Raw genomic sequence first — 22,278 nt, forward strand, 5'->3', positions numbered from 1 at the left:
TATTTTATAAAACAGGGAATATTATATCCTTTAATGTCACTACAACCATAAGTAACATCAAAAGCGCAAATCCAACACTGTTTACTACTCCTACAAATTTTTCAGGTATTTTTTTTCTAGTTATTAATTCTAAAATTTGAATTAATATAAGACCTCCATCAAGAGCTGGAAGTGGCAAAAGATTAAACACTGCTAATTGAACACTCATAAATGCAGTAAATTCCATAAGTGTCCATATTCCTGCTTTTGCAGCTTGACTTGACATTTTAACTATAGTTATAGGACCTCCTACATCAGTTTTGAAATTCGCCTCTCCTGTAAGCATCATTTTTAAAGATTTAAAAGTTTGACTTACCATTGTAATAGTATCTTTAAATCCTTGAACTATGCTTTCTCCTATAGTTGGATTCTTCACAAATTCATGAGTTATCCCAATCACTGCATTTCCAGTTTCATCAATAGTTGGCACAATTTCTTTAATAATCTTTTCTCCATTTCGTTCTATTTCAAGCGTTATAGCATTTCCTTTTGCTAGTATCACTCCAAGTTTTAAGTCACTAGTTGTATTTATAGTGCTATTATCTACTTTTAATAGTCTATCACCAACTCTAAGATCAGCTTTTTGTGCTGGAGAATTTAAAGCTACTTCTGATACAACTGGTTTTGCAAATCCAAAATTCAACGCTATTAATCCAAAAATTAAAAGCGCTAAAACATAGTTCATAGTCGCTCCTGCTACAATTATAGAAATTTTTTGAAGAGGTGTTTTGACATTAAAAGCTCTATTATCCTTAATTGCCCCTCCTTCTTCTCCAAGCATTCTTACAAATCCACCAAAAGGCAATACTCTTAAATTATATTCTGTTTCTTTTCCTTTAAATCCAAATAATTTAGGCCCCATACCTATTGCAAACTCTTCAACACATACTCCATTTAATTTAGCTAAGGTAAAATGACCAAGCTCATGTATTATTATTAAAATACTAAACGCAACTAAAGCAAAAATCAAGTACAAAATTTTTCCCTCCTTAAATTTTTAATTATATTTATTCATTATATATTCTCTAACACTTTTATCTAAATCTATTATATTCTTTAGAGAAACCTCCATATTATTTTTAAACACTTCCATACATTCTTCAACTATTGTTGGAATATCTAAATATTTTATTTTTTCATTCAAGAACAAATCTACACATACTTCATTAGCACCATTTAATATAGTAGGCATTAATCCCCCCATTTTTCCTGCCTTATAAGCTAATTTTAAACATCTAAAAACTTCTGTGTCTGGTTTATAAAAATTTAGTTCATTTATCTTGTAAAAATCTAATTTTTCACTTATATTATTATCACGAAGCGGATAGTTTAAAGCATATTGTATTGGAAGTTTCATATCTGTTACTCCAAGCTGTGCAATTACTGCTCCATCCTTATATTGAACCATTGAATGTATTATAGATTGTGGATGAACTACAACTTCTATATTTTCATAATCACAATCAAAAAGCCAATGAGCTTCTATAACTTCTAACCCTTTATTCATAAGAGTGGATGAATCTATAGTTATCTTTTTTCCCATACTCCATTTAGGATGATTTAATGCTTGATTTAAACTAACATTTTCTAATTGTTTTTTAGAATAACCTCTAAATGGTCCTCCAGATGCGGTTATTATTATTTTATCAACGCTTTTTAAATCATTACCTTGAAAACATTGAAAAATAGCACTATGCTCTGAATCTACTGGCAATATTTTAACTCCATATTTTTTAGCTTCATTCATTACAAGTTCCCCTGCAACTACCAATGTTTCCTTATTAGCTAAAGCAATATCCTTTTTACATTTAATAGCCTCTAATGTAGGTTTTAATCCTATCATTCCAACTACTGATGTCAAAACTGTATGAACTTCTTTTAAAGTTGCAACCTTTATAAGCCCTTCCATACCATAAAGTAATTCAAAATCATAATCTAAAGTACCCTTAATATTCTTCAATTTTTCAAAAGAAGCTTTATCATTTATCGCTACAACTCTTGGTTTAAATTCCTCTATTATGTCTAAAGTTAAATCTATGTTTTTATATGCACTTATTGCTACTAATTTAAATTTATCCTTATGAAATCGTAAAACATCTAATGCCTGAGTCCCTATTGAACCCGTAACCCCCAAAATAGAAATGTTTTTCATAACTTTAATTCCTCCTAAGTTATAAATAATAATCTACATATAATTATATGTCTATTATTGCACCAAAGTAAAATATTTTTTCATTTTTATTATAATAACTCTATATTCATTTCCTCCTATTATACCATTAAATATAATATTAGTCATAATTTATCTAATAAAAAGTCCGTTATAAATTTTTAGAAATTAATCCTAAAAATACATAACGGATTTTTTATACTTATGCTATATTTATAAATGTATTATAATTGTTGCAATTGTTAAATAAACAAAAACTACTACACTCGCAAAAAGGACACTATCAAATCTATCTAGTATTCCACCATGACCTGGAATAAGATTGCTATAATCTTTAACTCCAACATATCTTTTGACAGATGATGCTACTAAATCTCCAAATTGACAGAACACACCACATAGTGCACCTATTATAAAATAATTTAACATAGAGAATTGAGGAAAAAATTGATAAATTATTATTCCATATATACCACAAACTATTGTACTTCCTAAAATTCCTCCAATTGATCCTTCAACGGTCTTTTTAGGACTTACTCTAGGACATAATTTATGCTTTCCAAGATGCTTTCCTGAATAATAAGCTAAGATATCACATCCCCATGATGCTATAAGTGGCAACCACACTAAAAATTCTCCACCTGGTTTTTGATTTATTAATGTTATAAAACTAAAAAATATTCCAGCATAAATAAAACCTAATAAAGTTATAGCTACATCTATAAAATTATATTTTATATTTAATATAGGTACCATAAGAAGCACAAATGCTCCAATAATTATTATATAAGATAAAATAGTAAAATCATTTCCTGTTATGTAATAAACAACAAGCATTATATACGCAATTATTGACATTGGTTTTATATTCTTTAACTTAGATACCTTATAAAATTCATACATAGCTAAACCACCTAATACTAAATTAGCATATTTTAGCCACACTCCACCTAAAAATAAAAATACTATAAGTGGTAACAATATTAATGCCCCTAAATATCTATTATTTGATTTCACTCCATCACCTTCTATTTACTTAATTCCTCCAAATCTTCTATTTCTGTTTTGATAATCATAAATAGCTTCTATAAGATTTTGAGGTTTAAAATCTGGCCAATTTATATCAGAATATGAAAACTCCGAATAAGCACACTGCCAAAGAAGAAAATTACTAAGTCTTTGCTCTCCACTTGGTCTTATTATTAAATCTGGATCTGGAATATTTTTAGTATATAAATAATCATTAAACATGCCTTCATTTATATCCTCTATAGATAATTTACCTCCTTGTACATCTTTAACCAATGATTTCACGCCTCTTATTATATCATCTCTTCCACCATAATTTAAAGCTATATTTAAAACTACCCCAGTATTATCTTTAGTCTTTTCAAAAGCATCCTCTAAAGCTTTTCTACATTTATCCGGTAATTTTGTTAAATCACCCATACTTTTTATTTTAACATTATTCCTATGCATTTCGTCCAATTCTCTTTTAAGATATTCAACTATTAAATTCATAAGGGCACTTACTTCATCTTTTGGTCTTTTCCAATTTTCAGTTGAAAAAGCATACAAAGTGAGGTATTTCACTCCTATTTTATCGCACTCTTTTACTATATTAATTATAGATTCAACTCCAGCTTTATGTCCCATACTTCTTGGAAGATTTCTTGCCTTAGCCCATCTTCCATTTCCATCCATAATTATAGCTATATGTTTAGGTATATTGTTCATATCCAAAACTATTTTTTGATTTTCACTACTATTTTCATCTATTGTTTTTTTTCCTCCGAAAAACTTTACCAAAACAAACACCTCATATATATTAATTAATATTCAAAAAATAAAAAAGCCTACTAAAGAAGCAGGCCTTTCCATTTTACACTGACATTATTTCTTTTTCTTTAGCAATTACTATTTTATCTATTTCTTTAACAAAATTATCTGTTATCTTTTGTACTTCATCTTCAGCTTTTTTAGTTTCGTCTTCTGTTAATTCACCATCTTTTTTAAGAGCTTTTATCTTATCATTAGCATCTTTTCTTATTGATCTTAAAGCTACCTTAGACTCTTCACCTGTTTTTTTAACATTTTTAACGATAGTTTTTCTTGTTTCTTCTGTTAGTTCAGGTACTAATAATCTTATAACACTACCATCATTATTAGGATTTATTCCAAGATCAGATTTTAATATAGCTTTCTCTATATCTTTTAGTGTGGATTTATCCCAAGGTGTCACAACTAATAACCTTGGTTCTGGTGATGAAATGTTAGCTACCTGTGATATAGGGCACATACTACCATAACACTCAACTTGTATTCTATCTAACATTGTTGGATTAGCTCTTCCAGCTTTCATTGTTGATAAATCTGATTTTAAAACTGAAATCGTCTTTGTCATTTTTTCTTGTAATTTATTTACTATATCTTTAACCATAAAAACACTCTCCTATTTTCTAGTTATTATTGTTCCTATACTCTCACCTTGTATTGCTTTTTTTATGTTTCCGTCTTCATCCAAAGCAAATACTAATATTGGGATATTATTATCCATACATAAAGATGTAGCAGTAGAATCCATTACTTGAAGTTCTTTTTCTAAAACTTCTATATAAGATAATTTATCATACTTTTTAGCATCATTATACTTATGTGGATCCTTATCATAAACACCATCAACTTTTTTAGCTAAAAGTATAACCTCTGCTTCTATTTCGGCTGCTCTTAAAGCTGCTGTTGTATCAGTTGAAAAATATGGGTTACCTGTTCCAGCTCCAAATATCACTACTCTTCCCTTTTCTAAGTGTCTCATAGCTCTTCTTCTTATAAAAGGTTCTGCAATTTCTTTCATTTCTATAGCTGTTTGCACTCTAGTGCTTACACCCAATTGTTCTAGAGAATCTTGTAACGCTAAAGCATTTATTGATGTAGCTAACATACCCATATAGTCAGCAGTAGCTCTATCCATACCTTCGCCTTCTCTTCCTCTCCATATGTTACCACCGCCAACTACAGCGCCAACTTCAACACCCATATCTACTAATTCTTTTATCTCTTTAGCTATTCTCATAGCTACTGAGAAATCTATTCCAAAACCATTTTTTCCTGCTAAAGCTTCTCCTGATAATTTAAGCATAACTCTTTTAAACTTACAAGTCCCCATCTTAATCCTCCAACTTAATTCTATGAAATATTTTAAAAAAAGAGAACACTCAGTGTTCTCTTATATTATTATTTTGCTCCCATTTTAGCAACTTCTTCAGCAAAGTTTTCTTCTTTTTTCTCTATACCTTCGCCTCTTTCAAATCTGAAGTACTTTTGAACAGTTATAGGAGAACCTACTTCTTTTGATTTTTCTTCTAAATATTTAGATATTGATTTATCAGCATCTTTAACCCAAGGTTGATTTAAAAGACATACTTCTTTATAGTACTTTTTAATTCTTCCTTCAACCATTTTTTCAACTATTTTTTCTGGTTTTCCTTCATTTAAAGCTTGTGCTCTATATATTTCTTTTTCAGTTTCTAATGCTTTAGAATCAACTTCATTTTCACTTAAGAATAATGGATTTGCTGCTGCTATTTGCATACAAACATCTTTAGCAACTTGAGTTAATTCTGAAGAATTAGAATCACATGCTAATTGAACTAAAACTCCTATTCTTCCGCCACCGTGAATATAGCTTTGAACTACTCCATTTTCTACAGCTACTTTTTCAAATCTTCTTACTGTCATGTTTTCACCGATTTTTGCTATTAATTCAGTTAAAACTTCTTGAACTGTTTTATCATCATTGTATTTTAAAGCAACTAATTCTTCAACAGTTGAAACATCATTGTTTGCTGCCATTTCAGCAACTTTTCCAGCAAACTCTATAAACTCAGCATTGTCTGCAACGAAATCAGTTTCACAGTTAACCTCAACCATTGCACCTTTTTTCATATCTTCTGATATAAAAGTTTTAACTATACCTTCAGCAGCAACTCTTCCAGCTTTTTTAGCTGCAGCTGCTAATCCTTTTTCTCTTAAAACTTCTACTGCTTTTTCCATGTCTCCATTTGTTTCTGTTAATGCCTTTTTGCAGTCCATCATTCCTGCGCCAGTTCTCTCTCTTAACTCTTTAACCGCTTGAGCTGTTATCATTTTTAACTCCTCCTAAAATACTAATTATAAGAGGTAAACGAAAATTATGCTTTCATCCACCTCAATATTTTAAATTTTATTCAGCTAATTGTTCGCCTTGTCTTCCTTCTATTATAGCATCTGCCATTTTAGCAGTTATTAATTTAACGGCTCTTATAGCATCATCATTTCCTGGTATAACATAATCAACTTCTTCTGGATCACAGTTAGTATCTACTATTGCAACTACTGGTATTCCTAAAATTTTAGCTTCTGCTATAGCATTTTTTTCTTTTCTTGGGTCAACTACAAATAATGCTCCAATATTGCTAGCATCTAAGTTTTTAATTCCACCTAAATTAGCTTCTAATTTAGCCATTTGATTTTTAAGTTGAGTTACTTCTTTTTTAGGTAAAACTTCGAAAGTTCCATCTTCTTCCATAGTTTGTAATTGTTCTAATTTAGCTATTCTTGTCTTTATAGTTTTAAAGTTAGTTAACATTCCACCTAACCATCTATTATTTACAAAATGCATATTTGATCTTATAGCTTCTTCTTGTATAGCTTCTTGTGCTTGTTTTTTAGTTCCAACAAAAAGTATATCTTTTCCTTCAGCAGCTATATCTTTAATAAAGAAATAAGCTTCTTCTGCTTTTTTAACAGTTTTTTGAAGATCTATTATATATATTCCGTTTCTTTCTGTGAATATATAAGGAGCCATCTTAGGGTTCCATCTTCTTGTTTGATGTCCAAAGTGAACACCAGCTTCTAATAATTGTTTCATTGAAATTACTGACATTTTTGTGTCCTCCTTAAAATTGGTTATTTCCTCCACTATCTTTTCTTATATAAATATCTTCATTAAGAAGCCACCACTATATAAATAAGATAATGTGTGTATTTATTACCTTTGATAGTATACCATAGCAAAACTAAACAGGCAATAATAAATTTTAATTCTATAAATAAAAAAATTACAGAGCAATCATTAGATTACTCTGCATAAAAAATTATTTTATTTTTTCTAATTCTTCCATAAGTTTATCATTTAATATTTTTATGTGAGTTCCCTTCATTCCGAGACTTCTAGACTCTATAACTCCAGCACTTTCAAATTTTCTAAGAGCATTTACTATAACCGATCTAGTTATTCCAACCTTATCTGCAATTTTTGATGCTACTAAAAGACCTTCATTAGCACCAAGTTCGCTAAATATATGTTCTACTGCTTCTAATTCCGAATATGATAAGGTACCTATTGCAAGTTGAACTATAGCTTTTTTTCTAGTCTCTTCTTCCAACTCTTCTTGTTTAGCCCTTAAAAGTTCCATTCCAACTATAGTTGCACTATGCTCTGCTAAAACTAAATCATCATCACCAAAATTCTCTCCAAATCTAGCTAACATCAAAGTTCCTATTCTTTCTCTATTTCCTATTATAGGAACTATAGTAGTTAATTTCTCTGATATTCCACACTCACCTTCACCACTAAATACACATTCACCTTTACTTGGCAAATTCGCCAAACTATTTTGTATATTTAAAAGTTTATCATTGTAATCTTCTGGGAATTTTTTATCTATTGTTACTTTTTTCTTCATAATTTCACATTCAAATTTTCCTGAAAATTTATAACCTAAAATCTTCCCTTTTTTATCAACTAAATAAACATTACAATCCATCACATCGCTTAATACTTCACATATATCATAAAATGCAACTGCATCTGTTCTTGATTTTTGCAATATCTTATTTAATCTTCTTGTCTTATTAAGTAATGTAGACATATCTATCCTCCATACTGCAATTTTAATTTTTTAAATTTTTTCAATTTTCTAATAATATATCTTTATTTAAATAGTATCATAGGAATAGACACTTTTCAACATTTATTCTACTTAATATATTTGTTTTATATGTTAATATATTTTATTTATAATAATATTAAAAAACCACACTGCTAAATTAAAAATATTTATTCAACATCTTTTTTTAATAATTCTTTCTTTTCTTTACATTCCTGATTAATGCACTCTAAATATTCTCCCTTAGATTTTGAATACTTTTTAACCATTATAGAGCCACACTTAGGACATTTTTCATTTGTTGGCTCACTCCAGCTTACAAAATCACATTCAGGATAATTAGAACATCCGTAAAACCTTCTACCCTTTTTACTTCTTTTTGCAACTATCTTTCCACCACATTTAGGGCATATAGCATCGATTTCCTCCACTATTGGCTTTGTATTTTTGCATTCTGGATATCCAGGACACGCTAAAAAATCTCCAAATCTTCCATGTTTAATAACCATAAGCCTTCCACATTTATCACATGGAACATCGCTTACTTTATCCTCAATTACTACCTTACAAATTTCCTTTTCAGCCTTATCAATTGCTTCTTTTAATGGATTAAAAAATTCAGACACTACATTTTTCCATTCTTCTTTTCCAAGTTCAATACAATCTAACTTTTGTTCCATTTCAGCTGTAAAATCTACATCTACTATTTGATGAAAATATTCAGACACTATATTATTTACTATAAAGCCTAACTCTGTTGGAATTAAATTTTTCTTTTCTCTTTGAACATATTTTCTATCTAATAATGTAGATATTGTAGGTACATAAGTACTCGGTCTTCCTATACCCTTTTCTTCCAAATGCTTAACAAAAGAAGCTTCTGTATATCTTGTTGGTGGTTGTGTAAAATGTTGTTTACCTTCTATTGAGTGTTCTTTTAATATTTCTTCTACATTAATTTCTGGAAGAAGAGATTCTGCCTCATCCTCTTCACCTAAATATTCATAAAGTTTCATAAATCCATCAAACTTTATATTAGAACCACTAGCTCTTAAATTATATTCTCCATTTTGAATCTCTATACTATTAGTATTTAAAATACATGATGCCATTTGACTTGCAATAAATCTCTTCCATATAAGCGAATATAGTTTATATTGCTCTTGAGATAAATTATTTTTAGCAATCTCTGGTGTTATCTCAATATATGTCGGTCTTATGGCTTCATGAGCATCTTGAATATTTTTTTTACTCTTATATACTCTTGGAGATTCTGGAATATATTCTTTACCATATACCTCTTCTATAAATCCTAAAGCCTTATCTTGAGCCTCTTTAGATATTCTAATTGAATCTGTTCTCATATATGTTATAAGTCCTACTATTCCATATCCTTTTATTTCAACACCTTCATAAAGCTGTTGAGCCACTGACATAGTTCTTTTAGTCATAAAATTAATCTTTTTACTTGCATCTTGTTGAAGTGTACTAGTTGTAAAAGGAGGTAATGGATTTTTATTTTTGGTTCCTTTTTTAACTTTCTTAACTACGTATTCATTATTTTTTAATTCATTTATAATGAAGTCGCTTTCTTCTTTGCTATTTATCTCTATTTTCTTCTTATTTTTTGATAATAATCTAACAGAGAAAGTTTTTTTATCTTTTTTAAGTTTTATATCCACAGTCCAATACTCTTTTGGAATAAACTTTTTAATTTCTTCTTCCCTATCACATATAATTTTAAGAGCAGCTGATTGAACTCTTCCAGCACTTAAACCCCATTTTATATTCTTCCAAAGTATAGGACTTATTTCATATCCTACCAATCTATCCAAAATTCTTCTTGCTTGCTGTGCATCTACCAAATTTATATTTATAGCTCTTGGAGTTTTTATTGAAGCCTTTACTGCTGATTTTGTTATTTCATTAAATTCTATTCTACACTTTTTATTTTCTTCTATTTGAAGAGCATTAGCTAAATGCCATGAAATCGCTTCACCTTCTCTATCTGGATCCGTTGCAAGATATATTTTATCACTTTTTTTAGCTAACTTTTTCAATTTATTTAAAAGCTCACCTTTTCCTCTTATAGTTATATATTTAGGTATATATCCTCCCTCTATATCAACACCTAGTTGACTTTTAGGTAAATCTCTTATATGTCCCATAGAAGCTTCTACTATATAATTTTTTCCTAAATATTTCTCTATAGTTTTCGCTTTAGCTGGCGATTCAACAATTACTAAATTTTGACCCATTTACAATCTCTGAAAAACTCAGAGTTCACCCCCTTAAATCCTATAGAATTTTTGTATAACAATTTCCATATATATTTATTATTTTATTTTCAAATTGCAATTCACATAATAACTCATGTATAACAGATGTGTCAACATCAACCAATCTGATAAGTTCATCAATATTCATGATTTTTCCTGTTAATTTATCTAATATCAATTTTTCTAAACCATTACACTCACAATTATTTTTATAATTGCAATCAATAGAAAGATTGTACAACATATCATCTATATTTGTAAATAGATAGGCACCATCATTTATCAACTTATTACAACCTATACTTTGAGATGAAAATACATTTCCTGGTACTGCAACAACATCTTTTCCTTGCTCTATAGCTTGAGAACAGGTTATTAAAGCACCACTTTTACTACTTGCTTCAACTACTATCACAGCTTTTGATATTCCACTTATTATCCTATTTCTTTTAGGAAAATTATATCTATATGGTGGTGTTTTAGGAATATATTCAGTTATTATAACCCCATTTTTCTCAATATTATTATATAACCCTTTATTGTAGGAAGGATAACAAATATCTATTCCACACCCTAAAATTGCAGCATTATAAAAATTATTTTTATTACAAATATCATGAGCTACCGTATCTATACCAAGCGCTCCACCACTTACTATGTTAATATTTCTTTTTCCAAGTTCAAAAGCAATATTCTTAGCAATTTCTCGTCCATAAGATGTGCAATTTCTAGAACCAACTATAGCTAAAGATATCTTATTATTTAATTCATCTATATTTCCTTTATAAAATAAAGAATATGGTTTATCATCTATATCTTTTAACGTATTTGGATAATTATTCTCTGAAAAAGTCGTAAATTTATACTTATTTTTATCAATGTTTTCTATAATATTTTCAACTTCTTCATTTTGCATATCCACATCTAAATTTTTTAAATATTTATTTTTTCTAGATAAAAACTTTCTATTTTCATATATATGCTTCTCATTTTCCATATTATCTAATAATATAAATTTCTTTTTATTACTTATATTAACTGTAGAAAACCATACTTTATATTCAAAAAAATCTTCCATATTATATTACTTCTCCATTTATATTCTTTCTATATGATATAGCTTCATAAATATGTCCTTTAGTTAAAACATTCTCCTTATTTAAATCCATTATAGTCACTGAAAGTTTTATTATTCTATCTAATCCCCTCGTACTTATTCCTGTCTTATTATATATTTTTTCTAAACTCTTATGACACTCTTCATTTATTTTTATAAAGTTTCTAATATCTTTATGAGACATTTGAGAATTATACTTTAAATGGGTGTTTTTAAATCTGTGCTCCTGTCGTTCTCTACAATCCATAACCATCTCTTTAGGATTTAAAATCCCATTATGTTTATTAGCATTTATTTCTTTATAAGAAACATAATTTACAAAAGAAAACATATCTACTCTATCTAAAATAGCTTTCGATAACCTATTTTGATATCTTATCCTCTCACTTTCTCTACAAGTGCATTCCCTACCATTTATACCACTTAAATAATTCCCGCAAGGACAAGGATTAAATGCTCCTATAAACAAAAAATCACTAGGATATTTTACAGAACCCGAATTTCTACTTATCCTTACTTCTTTATTCTCTAAAGGCTCTCTTAAAGACTCTATAGTACCCCTATCAAATTCTAAGAGTTCATCTAAAAAAAGAACTCCATTATGAGCTAGTGTTACTTCACCAACTCTTAAATCTCTTCCTCCACCAAGCAAAGATATTTTAGTTGTTGTATGATGAGGATTTCTAAATGGTCTTTTCCCTATAATATTTTCTTTGTTAAAATTTCCTGATACACTATATATTTTTGCACTCTCTAATGATTCTTTATAAGTTAATTCAGGCATAATATCTATTATTGATTTTGCAAGCATAGTTTTTCCCGATCCTGGTGGCCCTTGAAAAATTAAATTATGCTTTCCCGATGCACTTATTACTAATGCTTTTTTCGCACTCTCTTGACCACATATATCAAAAAATGGTATGTTTTTATCATCCTCTATTTTCACTTTTTCCCTTATAAATTCTTTTTTATTATTTGTATCTAAAAAATTTATAACTTCCTTTAAATTAGAAAAACCATATAACTTAACTTTATCTAAAACCGAACATTCATGACAGTTCCCATAAGGTAATATAAATCCTCTTTTTTTACTTTCCATAGTACCGACAACACAACAAAATGCACCTTCAACTGCTCTTATTTCTCCATTTAATGATAATTCTCCTATTGCTATATACTCTTCTATGCTTTTTTTATCTATCTGATTACTTTCTGCTAAAATTCCTAAAGCTAACGGTAAATCAAACAAAGATCCTACTTTTTTTAAACTAGCAGGAGCTAAATTAACAGTAATTCTACCTAAAGGAAATTCAAATCCGCTATTTATTATAGCTAAACGAACCCTTTCTTTCGCCTCTTTTATTGATACATCAGGTAGCCCAACTATATTAAATGAGGGCATTCCTTTAGAAATATCCACCTCTACACTAACCATAAATCCATTTATTCCATTAAAGCTTGCACTATTTAAACTAATTGTCAAAATAACACCTCCTTTTAAATATTCATTTCCATTAAAAATTAATTTAATCAACAATTGTCTAAAATTTAAATTTAATGTTAAAAATATTTGTTATGGAGGTACTCAATTGAAAAAGTTAAATAAAGATATTGGAGATTTAGGAGAAAACTTATCTATAAAATATTTAAAAAAACACGATTACAAAATTTTAAATAGAAACTTTAGATGTAAAAGTGGTGAAATAGATATTATTGCAATTAAAAATTCTACTATTTCATTTATAGAAGTTAAATCTAGATTTTTCACATCTTTTGGCAAACCAATAGAATCTATAACACATTTGAAACAACTAAAGATAATAAATTCTGCTAAGTATTATATATTCAAAAATAATTTATATAACCATAATATTCAATTTGATGTCATTGAAATAATTTTTGATTTAAATAATACTAATTATGACTTAAATCATATAAAAGATGCTTTTAGATTATATTAATTTATAAAAATAGCTAATCATATAAGTTTATGATTAGCTATGTAAATTTTCTTAAATATTATAAATTGTTTATTATGTTTTTCAAAAAGCTTTTTCTATGAATTGGTGTGATTCCATGATTTTTTATACCATCTAAATGATTTTTAGTTCCATAACCTACATTATTCTCAAAATCATAATTAGGATATTTTTTATGATAATTTCTCATTATATTATCTCTATAAACTTTAGCTAAAATAGATGCACAGGCAATAGATGCGCTTTTTCTATCACCCTTTATAATATGCTTATTATCTATATTAAAATTTTTTATTAAATAGCCATCGGATAAAACTAAATCTGGCTTTTTACTAAGTCCATTGCACGCATCAATAAAAATTTTGTTATTAGCATAACCTATACCCTTTTCATCTATAATTTTATTATTTATTTCAGCTATACAGAAACTTATAGCTTTTTCTCTGATTATTTTATCTAATTCTTCCCTCTTTTGCCTTGATAAAAGTTTTGAATCATTTATATCTAATATAATATCACCCAAATCATTCAAATCTAATATAACAGCACAGGCAACTATTGGGCCTGCAAGCGGTCCTCTTCCTACCTCATCAACACCAGCTATAAATCCTTTTTCTAAGAAAGCTTTATCAAATTTATACATAGATTCTACTCTTTTTTGTTCTTTTATATATTTCTCTATGCTTCTACCTAGCTTACTGCCAAGACCTATAACATTTTTTCTAGAATCATTTAAAAGAATCTTTTCCATAAGTTTTAATGTTTTAATTGAATCTTTATTAATCTTTACTCCATCAACACTTTCTTTAATCACTTTAAAAGAATATTGGGTTAAATTTTGTTTGATTTTTAATAAATTTTCCATATTTAGAATACCTCCTCAAATTTTAAGGTCTCTCTAAAGATATTCTTCCTATTTTTCCACCCCTAAACTCATCTAATAATATAACAGCAATTCTATTGTAATCTATATTACCTCCGGAGATTAAACATCCTCTTTTTCTTGCTATATTATCTAAATTCTCAATAGTTTCTTCACTTAAATGTTCTAATTTATATCTTGTCATTAATTCATCTTTAAAATCAACTTCAAGTTTTTTAACTAAATTAAATGCAAGTTCTTCTATATCCATTATTTCATCTTTTATAGCTCCAGTAAAAGCTAAATTTAAGCCTACTTGTTCATCCTCAAACTTTGGCCATAAAACTCCTGGGGTATCTAAAAGTTCTATTCCAATGGATGTTTTTATCCATTGTTTAGATTTTGTAACTCCTGGTCTATCACCAGTTTTTGCAATATTATTTCTAGCCATTTTATTTATAAATGTCGATTTACCAACATTAGGAATCCCAACTACCATAACCCTTGTAGTTATTTTTACAAGCCCTTTAGCCTTTAATCTATCATGTTTTTCTTTAAGAAGCTTTAAAAGAGCAGGTTTTATATTTTTAAGTCCATCATTTTTTAAAGCATTTACTTCTAAAACTACAGTTTCATTATTTTCTAAACTTTTCTTCCATTCCTTTGTTATTTTTTCATTTGCTAAATCACATTTATTTAAAAGTATTATTCTAGGTTTTCCTTTACATAATTGATCTATATCTGGGTTTTTTGATGAATTAGGTATTCTAGCATCTCTTATTTCGATAACAGCATCAACAAGCTTTAAATTTTCTTTTATTTCTCTTTTAGTCTTCACCATATGCCCTGGAAACCAATTTATAGCCATATATGTATCATCCTTTCACTTATTTATATATCTAAATACAAAAAAATGGGACTTTTATAAGTCCCATTAATTCTATACTAAAATTGTCTAGAATTATCTAGTTTTTAATTCTTTAACTTTAGCAGCTTTACCTACTCTATCTCTTAAGTAGTATAATTTAGCTCTTCTAACTTTACCTAATCTTACAACTTCAATTTTTTCTATAATTGGAGCATTCATTGGGAAAGTTCTTTCAACACCAGTTCCATAAGCAACTCTTCTTACTGTGAAAGTTTCTCTTAATCCACCGTTTTGTTTCTTTATAACAGTTCCTTCAAATACTTGAATTCTTTCTCTGTTACCTTCTTTAATTCTAACGTGTACTTTTATAGTATCTCCAACGCTGAATTTAACTAAATCTTCTCTTATTTGTTCATTTTCAATTGATTTTATTAATTCGTTCATGTGTAGTCCCTCCTAAATTATGTATTTGACGTTCTTAAACAAAATTATATGTCAGAGGAACGCCCGTACTAACACAAAGCTTATTCTATCATAACTTAAATAGCTATTCAATACTTTTCTTTATTTTAGTAACTTTTTATCTTCCTTGCTTAACTCTAAAGAATTAAACAAATCTTTCCTTTTTTCTTTAGTTATTAAAAGAGATTGTTGCCTTCTCCATTTTCTTATATTTTCATGATGCCCAGATAAAAGAATTGATGGTACCTTTTCACCCTCGAAAACTTCTGGCCTTGTATACTGAGGATATTCTAATACCCCATGATAAAAACTCTCATCCATAAAGCTTTCTTCTTTTCCTAAGACTCCTGGCACAAGCCTACATATGCTATCTATAACTGGAATACATGCCATCTCTCCTCCTGTTAATACAAAATCCCCTAAAGATATCTCCATGTCAAAATATTTATATGCTCTCTCATCAATTCCTTCATAATGACCACAAACAAATATAAGATTTTCTTCCTTTGATAATTTTTTTGCCAATTCTTGATTAAAAGTTACACCTCTTGGTCCTAAAAAAATAACTTTTCCTTTATTCTCTTTTTTAGCAAATCTTATAGAGTCTACAACTGGTTGAGGAGATATTACCATTCCAGCTCCTCCTCCATAAGGATAATCATCAACTTTTTTATGCTTATTTTTAGTGAAATCCCTAATATTTATTACGTCTAATTTTATTATATCTTTTTCTCTAGCTTTGCCTATTATACTTTCATCAAATATATTAAACATATTAGGAAATAAAGTAAGAATACTAATCTTCATCTTGCCATTCTCCTGATGGTTTTATTAAAATTTTTCTATTTTCAACATCTATGTCTAAAACTATATCTTTTAAAACCGGAACTAAAATCTCTTTTTTACCTTTAACCCAATAAACATCATTATTAGGAGTTTTTATAACTTCTTTTATAACACCATACTCAAAATTATCAGTATCTAAAACTTTACACTCTAAAAGATCTGTTATAAAATAAGTATCTTTAGTAAGAGTTATCGCCTGTTCTCTTTTAATTTCAAGATATGTTGGCTTAAGCTTCTCTGCATCATTCATAGAATCTATACCTTCTAGCTTCAAAATAACTTTATCTTTTAAATATTTAACATTCTCTATTTTAACTTCTTTTCTATTTATATAAACATAATCTAAATCATCAAATCTTCTCATATCATCAGTTAATGGTAAAACTTTAACTTCACCTCTAACACCATGAGTATTTGTAATTTGTCCTACTCTTAAAAAATCTCTCAAAATGTTCACCTCTTTTTTTTATATAGAAAAGAGTTAGGATAACCTAACTCTTTCAATAATATTTTATATTTTATTGATTTATAAAATTCTATTTTTAAAAAATTATTTTATTCCAGCTTTAGTGAAAAGTCTTTTTACAACATCTGTTGGTTGAGCACCATTTTTTAACCATTTTTCAACTTTTTCTGAATCTATTTTAACTTCAGCTTCTGGTTGAGCAACTGGGTTATAATAACCTATCTCCTCTATAAATCTTCCATCTCTTGGACTTCTTGAATCTGCAACAACAACTCTATAGAAAGGTGCTTTTTTAGCTCCCATTCTTCTTAATCTTATTTTAACTGCCATTTGTGTTTTCCTCCTTAAATTTTAATTTATTTCATAAAAGGCATTTTACCTAAGAAACCTTTTTTTGACGAATTTTTAGTGAAAGCTTTCATTTGCTTCATTTGTTTTTTCATCATTTCATGTCCTTTTATAAGTTTATTAATTTCCTGTATAGTAGTTCCTGAACCTCTTGCAACTCTTTTCTTTCTTGAACTAGAACTTGCAATTAAAGTAGGATTTTTTCTTTCTTTTGCTGTCATCGACTGAATTATAGCCTTAACCCTACTTAGCTGTTTCTCTCCAGCACCAAAATCTACACCTTGCAATTCCTTTGTATTAACCCCTGGAATCATTTCTATTAACTTATTTAAAGGACCAAGTTTGCTCATTTGTTCCATAGCCATTAAATAATCATCATAATTAAATTCTTGATTCATCATTTTTTCGCTAAGCTCTAAAGCTTCTTTTTCATCTATGGATTGTTGAGCTTTTTCTATTAAAGATAAGACATCTCCCATTCCTAATATTCTTGATGCCATTCTATCTGGATGAAAAACTTCAATATCATTCATTTTTTCACCAACACCAACAAATTTTATAGGCTTTTCTGTGATATGTCTTATTGAAAGCGCAGCACCACCTCTTGTATCTCCATCTAATTTTGTAAGTATTACACCACTTATATCTAGAGAATTATTAAATGTTTGTGCTACATTCACAGCATCTTGTCCTGTCATAGAATCTACTACTAATAATATTTCATTAGGATTTGTTGCTGTCTTTACATCTTGTAGTTCTTGCATAAGTTCTTCATCTATATGAAGTCTACCTGCTGTATCTATTATTACTATATTATTACCATTTTCTTTAGCATGTTTTATACCAGCTTTAGCAATATCAACTGCTTTAACTTTATCACCTAAAGAAAATACTGGAATATCTATTTGTTTACCAACTACCTCTAGTTGTTTTATTGCAGCTGGTCTATATATATCACAAGCAACTAATAATGGTTTTTTATTTCCTTTTCTAAGATGAAGCGCTAGCTTTCCAGCCATTGTTGTTTTACCAGCACCTTGAAGTCCAACCAACATAAACACAGTTGGCCCATTATCAGAATACTTAAGCTTGCTTTCTGATTCCCCCATGAGCTTTGTAAGTTCTTCATTTACAACTTTTACAACCTGTTGCCCCGGAGTCAAGCTTCCTAATATTTCTTCATTTATACACTTTTCACTTACTGATGATACAAATTGTTTTACTACTTTATAGTTAACATCGGCTTCTAATAAAGCAAGTTTAACTTCTCTCATAGCTTCTTTTATATCTTTTTCAGTAAGTTTCCCTTTTCCTTTAAGTTTTTTAAGTGCATCTTGCAATTTAGATGCTAAACCATCAAAAGCCATTCTCAACCCTCCTAAGCATTTATAATATCGTCTATATTTATCTCTATATAATTTAACAGTTTTTCACTTATATGATTTTCTTTTATTTTTTGCATTAAATCATCTTTTTTTCTTAATCTGTAATTTTGTTTTTTCATTAGTTCAAGCTTCTTCTCATAAACTAATAATTGCTTACAGCATCTTTTTATTAAATCATATATTGCTTGCCTACTGGTTTTATTTATCTCAGATATTTCAGCTAAAGATAAATCCTCATTATAATAAAGACTCATTATGTCGAGCTGCTTTTCTGTTAATAAAGGACCATAGTGGTCTAGCAAAATTGATATTTTAAATCTATCTTCCATATAACCACCTTACTTACGAAGTATATCTTAACAAAAACAAAATACTGTGTCAAGTGTTTTTACTTAACACAATATTTTTTTATTAATAGATGATACAATTACATCTTAATCTTGTTTTTTGTAAACATATACATTTTTTGAACTAACCCCTTCCTTTTTTTTAATTAACTCATTTTTTAATCTTTCACATATATTTTTAGATATAATCATTTCATAAACATCTATGTATATTAATTTTTCACTTACTTTTTTCACAGGCTTTATGTACCTATCTAATATATAATATAAATTTTCTTCTCCCAATTTATTTTCCATTTCTTCTCTCATAAGTGCTATATTATTCATTCGCTCATAACCACTTGACTTTAACTCTCTATCAATATATTCTACCCTATTTAAAACGCTGTTTATATTATTTAAAAGTCTTCTTGACTCATTTCTAAATTCTCTTATCGTATCACTATCTATATCAGTATTATTTAAAAGAATTTTGTTTTCAATACCTTTTGCTATTATAATAAGATTTCTTATTTCTTCTCTCACTCCACTTTTTTTATATAAAAGCAGTGTTTTATCTAGTATTTCAGTACAACAATTATAATATTTATCAATGAGTATTATAGTTTCCTTCTTTAAACTATAAGGTAAAATAAACCTATTTCCTAAAAGGACTATAACCACACCTAACGCTACAAACAATACTCTATCTTCAGCAAAAGAAAAAATATTAGAAATATCAATTGTTACAACTCCTAAAAATAAAACTGTTAACATAGACATACTATAAGAATATTTTTTAAATGATATCATAAAATACACCGCTATTGCTATAATAATTATTCTATATTCAACTGAAGTAACAATATATGAAAGGGGTAAATAAATAGTAACACCAACTAAAGTTCCCAAAATTCTTCCTTTAGCCCTTCCCCATACAGTATCATTATAAGGCTGTGATACTGAAGCTATCGTAAACATCATCCATTTCCCCAATTCCAAATGCAAACATTCAATTACAAAATAAGATACAGAAATTAATATAGCAGTTCTAAAAGCAAATATAAATCGAACTGAGTTTTTATTAAAATCTGCCCATAGTAAGTTTTTTATTTCCTTTATCTCCTTCATCCCAAACTTTATTTCTATATAATCTTTTTTTCCTATTTCAAGCAATTCACTAGTTAAACCATCTATAATATTTAAAGCCTCTATAGCTTCATATATTTTTATATCTTTTATTTTGATAGATTCATAATCATTATTCAATTTTTTTATTGATAAACTAAGATTAACAACTCTCGTTTCCGTCTGTAAAAATAACTTTAAATTTTCTAAACAAACTCCTAAATCTTCTATAAATTTTATGTACTCTTTATTATTTTCTAACATTTGTGATATTTCTTCTAAAACTCTATCTAGCTTCTCTATTGCAGCTATTAAATTTAGTTTAATATTTTCATTATCCTTTAAATAAAAACTATTATTTCTTTTCTCTAAAATATCTCTACTCCAATATGTACTAAGTTCCTTTAACTTTTCTTTATTTTTAAAATTAAAATTTCCTACTTTTAAATCATTTATATTATTTAAAAAAGTTTCAATTATTTCTATTAACATTTTATTTTTCTCATTTTTTTTAAATGTTATCTTAGAAAATACTATTTGAAATATTACTGCTACTATTCCAATTATAACAAGAGCTATTATTCTCTTACATAAATCTCTACCACCTACATTAGTAGTTAAAAGTAATGTATATCCAAATAAAAAGGGAAAATATATTGTTTTATTAAGTGTATATACAACGACATATATTGTTGTAAATACTGCTAAAAAATTTATAATTAAGCCACTATATATATTTAGATTAACTAAATATGGCATAAATGCTATAAATGCAGTTAAAAACGATATCTTAAAAATAGCTCTTAATGGATTTCTAGAAAAATCTTTATTAATTATTGCTATTAAAAGAAATATTCCCGTAATACCTACCATTAAATTATCTCTTCCTAAATACACAATAGACATATAAACAAATATAACTGAAATAATAAATATAATATTATTAGCCATAAAGACTTTTTTATTCATTTTATCATCTCCTGATTTAAATTATAAAAATTTAATACAAAAAAACACTTTCTGGTATTTCAGAAAGTGTTTTTCTCATATGATAATAAACTAAACTGTTTAATATAATCACAAAATGTCTACAAAACTTTAATGCTACCCCTATAATCTAAATGCTTATATTATATTAAAAATAAAAATTTTTAATTTTACCTATAATATAGCTTGTGCAAACTCCTCTGCATTAAATTTTTGTAGGTCATCAACTCCTTCCCCGATACCTATATATTTAACTGGTATATTTAATGTATTTTTTATAGATATAACTACTCCCCCCTTAGCAGTACCATCTAATTTAGTTAGTATTATCCCATCTATAGGGCAAGATTCCATAAATTGCTTAGCTTGAATAACAGCATTTTGTCCTGTTGTTCCATCTAAAACAAGTAAAGTTTCCTTTTTTATATCTCCAAGTTCTCTATCTATTATTCTATTTATTTTAGCCAACTCATCCATAAGATTTTTTTTATTATGAAGTCTTCCAGCCGTATCACATATTAAAAGATCAACATTTCTTGCCTTTGTTGCGCTCGCTGCATCAAACACAACAGCTGCTGGATCTGATCCTTCTTGATGTTTTACTATGTCGACTCCAGCCCTTTTGCTCCATATATCTAATTGATCTATAGCTGCTGCTCTAAATGTGTCTGCCGCTGCTAAAAGAACTTTTTTTCCTTCTTTTTTATTTTTGGCTGCAAGTTTTCCTATAGATGTAGTTTTTCCAACACCATTTACCCCAATAATTAGCATAACCTTTTTTTCATCATCAGAATCTTCATAATCTCCTTCTGTAAGCATTTCAGCTATTACTGCCTTTAAAGCTGGTTTAACCTCTGCTACATCATTTATTTTTTCTTTTCTTATCTTTTCCTTCAATCTATCTATTATCTCTATTGTAGTTTCCATACCTATATCTGACATTATAAGTATTTCCTCTAACTCTTCATATAAATCATCATCAATTGCTATTGCAATATTTAATGCCTCGTTAATTTTATCTGTTAGATTATCTCTCGTTTTACTAAGTCCTGTTTTTAATTTATCAAAAAATTTTCCAAACATAAA

General features: G+C 28.0%; 23 protein-coding genes. 1 reads left to right on the plus strand and 22 read right to left on the minus strand.

Annotated features, from left to right (window positions below):
* Nucleotides 1-4 precede the first annotated feature (4 nt).
* The 12 genes from rseP to HH195_RS06815 all read right to left on the minus strand — a co-directional run bounded on the left by rseP (nucleotide 5) and on the right by HH195_RS06815 (nucleotide 13,018).
* The gene (rseP, locus tag HH195_RS06760; RefSeq protein WP_196370384.1) at nucleotides 5-1,015 is read right to left on the minus strand and encodes an RIP metalloprotease RseP; all 1,011 of its coding nucleotides are present in this window, start codon (nucleotides 1,013-1,015) and stop codon (nucleotides 5-7) included.
* Between the two features lie 21 nt (nucleotides 1,016-1,036).
* A complete protein-coding gene (locus HH195_RS06765; RefSeq protein WP_196370386.1) occupies nucleotides 1,037-2,191 on the minus strand; it encodes a 1-deoxy-D-xylulose-5-phosphate reductoisomerase in 1,155 nt (384 codons plus the stop codon).
* Between the two features lie 231 nt (nucleotides 2,192-2,422).
* The gene (locus HH195_RS06770) at nucleotides 2,423-3,226 is read right to left on the minus strand and encodes a phosphatidate cytidylyltransferase (RefSeq protein WP_196370388.1); all 804 of its coding nucleotides are present in this window, start codon (nucleotides 3,224-3,226) and stop codon (nucleotides 2,423-2,425) included.
* Nucleotides 3,227-3,241: 15 nt separating this feature from the next.
* Nucleotides 3,242-4,018: an undecaprenyl pyrophosphate synthase gene (uppS, locus tag HH195_RS06775; RefSeq protein ID WP_196370390.1), complete on the minus strand. Its 777-nt coding sequence runs from the start codon at nucleotides 4,016-4,018 to the stop codon at nucleotides 3,242-3,244.
* A gap of 73 nt (nucleotides 4,019-4,091) precedes the next feature.
* Nucleotides 4,092-4,649, minus strand: coding sequence for a ribosome recycling factor (frr, locus tag HH195_RS06780; RefSeq protein ID WP_055257164.1), 558 nt, complete (start codon nucleotides 4,647-4,649; stop codon nucleotides 4,092-4,094).
* Nucleotides 4,650-4,661: 12 nt separating this feature from the next.
* Nucleotides 4,662-5,375, minus strand: coding sequence for a UMP kinase (gene pyrH, locus HH195_RS06785; protein ID WP_058991940.1), 714 nt, complete (start codon nucleotides 5,373-5,375; stop codon nucleotides 4,662-4,664).
* Between the two features lie 68 nt (nucleotides 5,376-5,443).
* Nucleotides 5,444-6,355, minus strand: coding sequence for a translation elongation factor Ts (tsf, locus tag HH195_RS06790; protein ID WP_055257166.1), 912 nt, complete (start codon nucleotides 6,353-6,355; stop codon nucleotides 5,444-5,446).
* 76 nt (nucleotides 6,356-6,431) lie between these two features.
* The gene (gene rpsB, locus HH195_RS06795) at nucleotides 6,432-7,133 is read right to left on the minus strand and encodes a 30S ribosomal protein S2 (RefSeq protein ID WP_055257167.1); all 702 of its coding nucleotides are present in this window, start codon (nucleotides 7,131-7,133) and stop codon (nucleotides 6,432-6,434) included.
* Between the two features lie 211 nt (nucleotides 7,134-7,344).
* Nucleotides 7,345-8,121: a GTP-sensing pleiotropic transcriptional regulator CodY gene (gene codY / locus HH195_RS06800; RefSeq protein ID WP_055257168.1), complete on the minus strand. Its 777-nt coding sequence runs from the start codon at nucleotides 8,119-8,121 to the stop codon at nucleotides 7,345-7,347.
* A 188-nt stretch (nucleotides 8,122-8,309) separates the two neighbouring features.
* The gene (gene topA / locus HH195_RS06805) at nucleotides 8,310-10,397 is read right to left on the minus strand and encodes a type I DNA topoisomerase (RefSeq protein WP_058991944.1); all 2,088 of its coding nucleotides are present in this window, start codon (nucleotides 10,395-10,397) and stop codon (nucleotides 8,310-8,312) included.
* A gap of 40 nt (nucleotides 10,398-10,437) precedes the next feature.
* Entirely contained in the window at nucleotides 10,438-11,496 is a 1,059-nt protein-coding gene (gene dprA / locus HH195_RS06810; protein WP_196370398.1) for a DNA-processing protein DprA, read from the minus strand.
* A 1-nt stretch (nucleotide 11,497) separates the two neighbouring features.
* Entirely contained in the window at nucleotides 11,498-13,018 is a 1,521-nt protein-coding gene (locus tag HH195_RS06815) for a YifB family Mg chelatase-like AAA ATPase (protein ID WP_196370400.1), read from the minus strand.
* A 106-nt stretch (nucleotides 13,019-13,124) separates the two neighbouring features.
* Between HH195_RS06815 and HH195_RS06820 the strand changes: the two genes are divergently transcribed.
* Complete coding sequence (locus HH195_RS06820; RefSeq protein WP_058991950.1) at nucleotides 13,125-13,496, plus strand: YraN family protein; 372 nt, start codon at nucleotides 13,125-13,127, stop codon at nucleotides 13,494-13,496.
* A gap of 58 nt (nucleotides 13,497-13,554) precedes the next feature.
* Here the strand turns inward: HH195_RS06820 and HH195_RS06825 are convergent, their stop codons facing one another.
* From HH195_RS06825 to ftsY, 10 genes are all read right to left on the minus strand, one after another.
* Nucleotides 13,555-14,379, minus strand: coding sequence for a ribonuclease HII (locus HH195_RS06825; RefSeq protein WP_196370402.1), 825 nt, complete (start codon nucleotides 14,377-14,379; stop codon nucleotides 13,555-13,557).
* Nucleotides 14,380-14,401: 22 nt separating this feature from the next.
* Nucleotides 14,402-15,244 (minus strand): ribosome biogenesis GTPase YlqF, encoded by an 843-nt coding sequence (gene ylqF / locus HH195_RS06830; protein ID WP_055257173.1) that lies wholly within the window; start codon nucleotides 15,242-15,244, stop codon nucleotides 14,402-14,404.
* A 93-nt stretch (nucleotides 15,245-15,337) separates the two neighbouring features.
* Nucleotides 15,338-15,688: a 50S ribosomal protein L19 gene (gene rplS / locus HH195_RS06835; protein WP_196370404.1), complete on the minus strand. Its 351-nt coding sequence runs from the start codon at nucleotides 15,686-15,688 to the stop codon at nucleotides 15,338-15,340.
* Nucleotides 15,689-15,808: 120 nt separating this feature from the next.
* Nucleotides 15,809-16,513 carry a tRNA (guanosine(37)-N1)-methyltransferase TrmD gene (gene trmD, locus HH195_RS06840; RefSeq protein WP_055257175.1) on the minus strand — a complete coding sequence of 235 codons (705 nt, stop codon included), beginning with the start codon at nucleotides 16,511-16,513 and terminating at the stop codon, nucleotides 15,809-15,811.
* A complete protein-coding gene (gene rimM / locus HH195_RS06845; protein ID WP_196370406.1) occupies nucleotides 16,503-17,000 on the minus strand; it encodes a ribosome maturation factor RimM in 498 nt (165 codons plus the stop codon). Before rimM ends, trmD begins: the two co-directional genes overlap by 11 nt.
* A gap of 102 nt (nucleotides 17,001-17,102) precedes the next feature.
* Complete coding sequence (gene rpsP, locus HH195_RS06850; protein WP_055257177.1) at nucleotides 17,103-17,348, minus strand: 30S ribosomal protein S16; 246 nt, start codon at nucleotides 17,346-17,348, stop codon at nucleotides 17,103-17,105.
* Nucleotides 17,349-17,374: 26 nt separating this feature from the next.
* Nucleotides 17,375-18,733, minus strand: coding sequence for a signal recognition particle protein (gene ffh, locus HH195_RS06855; protein ID WP_055257178.1), 1,359 nt, complete (start codon nucleotides 18,731-18,733; stop codon nucleotides 17,375-17,377).
* A gap of 11 nt (nucleotides 18,734-18,744) precedes the next feature.
* On the minus strand, nucleotides 18,745-19,080 hold the full coding sequence (locus HH195_RS06860; protein WP_055257179.1) for a putative DNA-binding protein: 336 nt from the start codon (nucleotides 19,078-19,080) through the stop codon (nucleotides 18,745-18,747).
* Between the two features lie 105 nt (nucleotides 19,081-19,185).
* Complete coding sequence (locus HH195_RS06865) at nucleotides 19,186-21,174, minus strand: FUSC family protein (RefSeq protein ID WP_196370408.1); 1,989 nt, start codon at nucleotides 21,172-21,174, stop codon at nucleotides 19,186-19,188.
* 192 nt (nucleotides 21,175-21,366) lie between these two features.
* Entirely contained in the window at nucleotides 21,367-22,275 is a 909-nt protein-coding gene (gene ftsY / locus HH195_RS06870) for a signal recognition particle-docking protein FtsY (protein ID WP_055257181.1), read from the minus strand.
* Nucleotides 22,276-22,278 lie beyond the last annotated feature (3 nt).

Source organism: Candidatus Sarcina troglodytae, assembly GCF_015708635.1.
Lineage (GTDB): Bacteria > Bacillota > Clostridia > Clostridiales > Clostridiaceae > Sarcina > Sarcina ventriculi.

What these genes read in the sequence shown, in the direction of transcription:
- topA (WP_058991944.1), bottom strand. Translation starts at nt 10,397, where the DNA reads ATGGGTCAAAATTTAGTAATTGTTGAATCGCCAGCTAAAGCGAAAACT.
- ftsY (WP_055257181.1), bottom strand. Translation starts at nt 22,275, where the DNA reads ATGTTTGGAAAATTTTTTGATAAATTAAAAACAGGACTTAGTAAAACG.
- pyrH (WP_058991940.1), bottom strand. Translation starts at nt 5,375, where the DNA reads ATGGGGACTTGTAAGTTTAAAAGAGTTATGCTTAAATTATCAGGAGAA.
- HH195_RS06865 (WP_196370408.1), bottom strand. Translation starts at nt 21,174, where the DNA reads ATGAATAAAAAAGTCTTTATGGCTAATAATATTATATTTATTATTTCA.
- HH195_RS06765 (WP_196370386.1), bottom strand. Translation starts at nt 2,191, where the DNA reads ATGAAAAACATTTCTATTTTGGGGGTTACGGGTTCAATAGGGACTCAG.
- HH195_RS06860 (WP_055257179.1), bottom strand. Translation starts at nt 19,080, where the DNA reads ATGGAAGATAGATTTAAAATATCAATTTTGCTAGACCACTATGGTCCT.
- ylqF (WP_055257173.1), bottom strand. Translation starts at nt 15,244, where the DNA reads ATGGCTATAAATTGGTTTCCAGGGCATATGGTGAAGACTAAAAGAGAA.
- rpsB (WP_055257167.1), bottom strand. Translation starts at nt 7,133, where the DNA reads ATGTCAGTAATTTCAATGAAACAATTATTAGAAGCTGGTGTTCACTTT.
- codY (WP_055257168.1), bottom strand. Translation starts at nt 8,121, where the DNA reads ATGTCTACATTACTTAATAAGACAAGAAGATTAAATAAGATATTGCAA.
- rplS (WP_196370404.1), bottom strand. Translation starts at nt 15,688, where the DNA reads ATGAACGAATTAATAAAATCAATTGAAAATGAACAAATAAGAGAAGAT.
- trmD (WP_055257175.1), bottom strand. Translation starts at nt 16,513, where the DNA reads ATGAAGATTAGTATTCTTACTTTATTTCCTAATATGTTTAATATATTT.
- rpsP (WP_055257177.1), bottom strand. Translation starts at nt 17,348, where the DNA reads ATGGCAGTTAAAATAAGATTAAGAAGAATGGGAGCTAAAAAAGCACCT.
- tsf (WP_055257166.1), bottom strand. Translation starts at nt 6,355, where the DNA reads ATGATAACAGCTCAAGCGGTTAAAGAGTTAAGAGAGAGAACTGGCGCA.
- HH195_RS06825 (WP_196370402.1), bottom strand. Translation starts at nt 14,379, where the DNA reads ATGGAAAATTTATTAAAAATCAAACAAAATTTAACCCAATATTCTTTT.
- dprA (WP_196370398.1), bottom strand. Translation starts at nt 11,496, where the DNA reads ATGGAAGATTTTTTTGAATATAAAGTATGGTTTTCTACAGTTAATATA.
- ffh (WP_055257178.1), bottom strand. Translation starts at nt 18,733, where the DNA reads ATGGCTTTTGATGGTTTAGCATCTAAATTGCAAGATGCACTTAAAAAA.
- frr (WP_055257164.1), bottom strand. Translation starts at nt 4,649, where the DNA reads ATGGTTAAAGATATAGTAAATAAATTACAAGAAAAAATGACAAAGACG.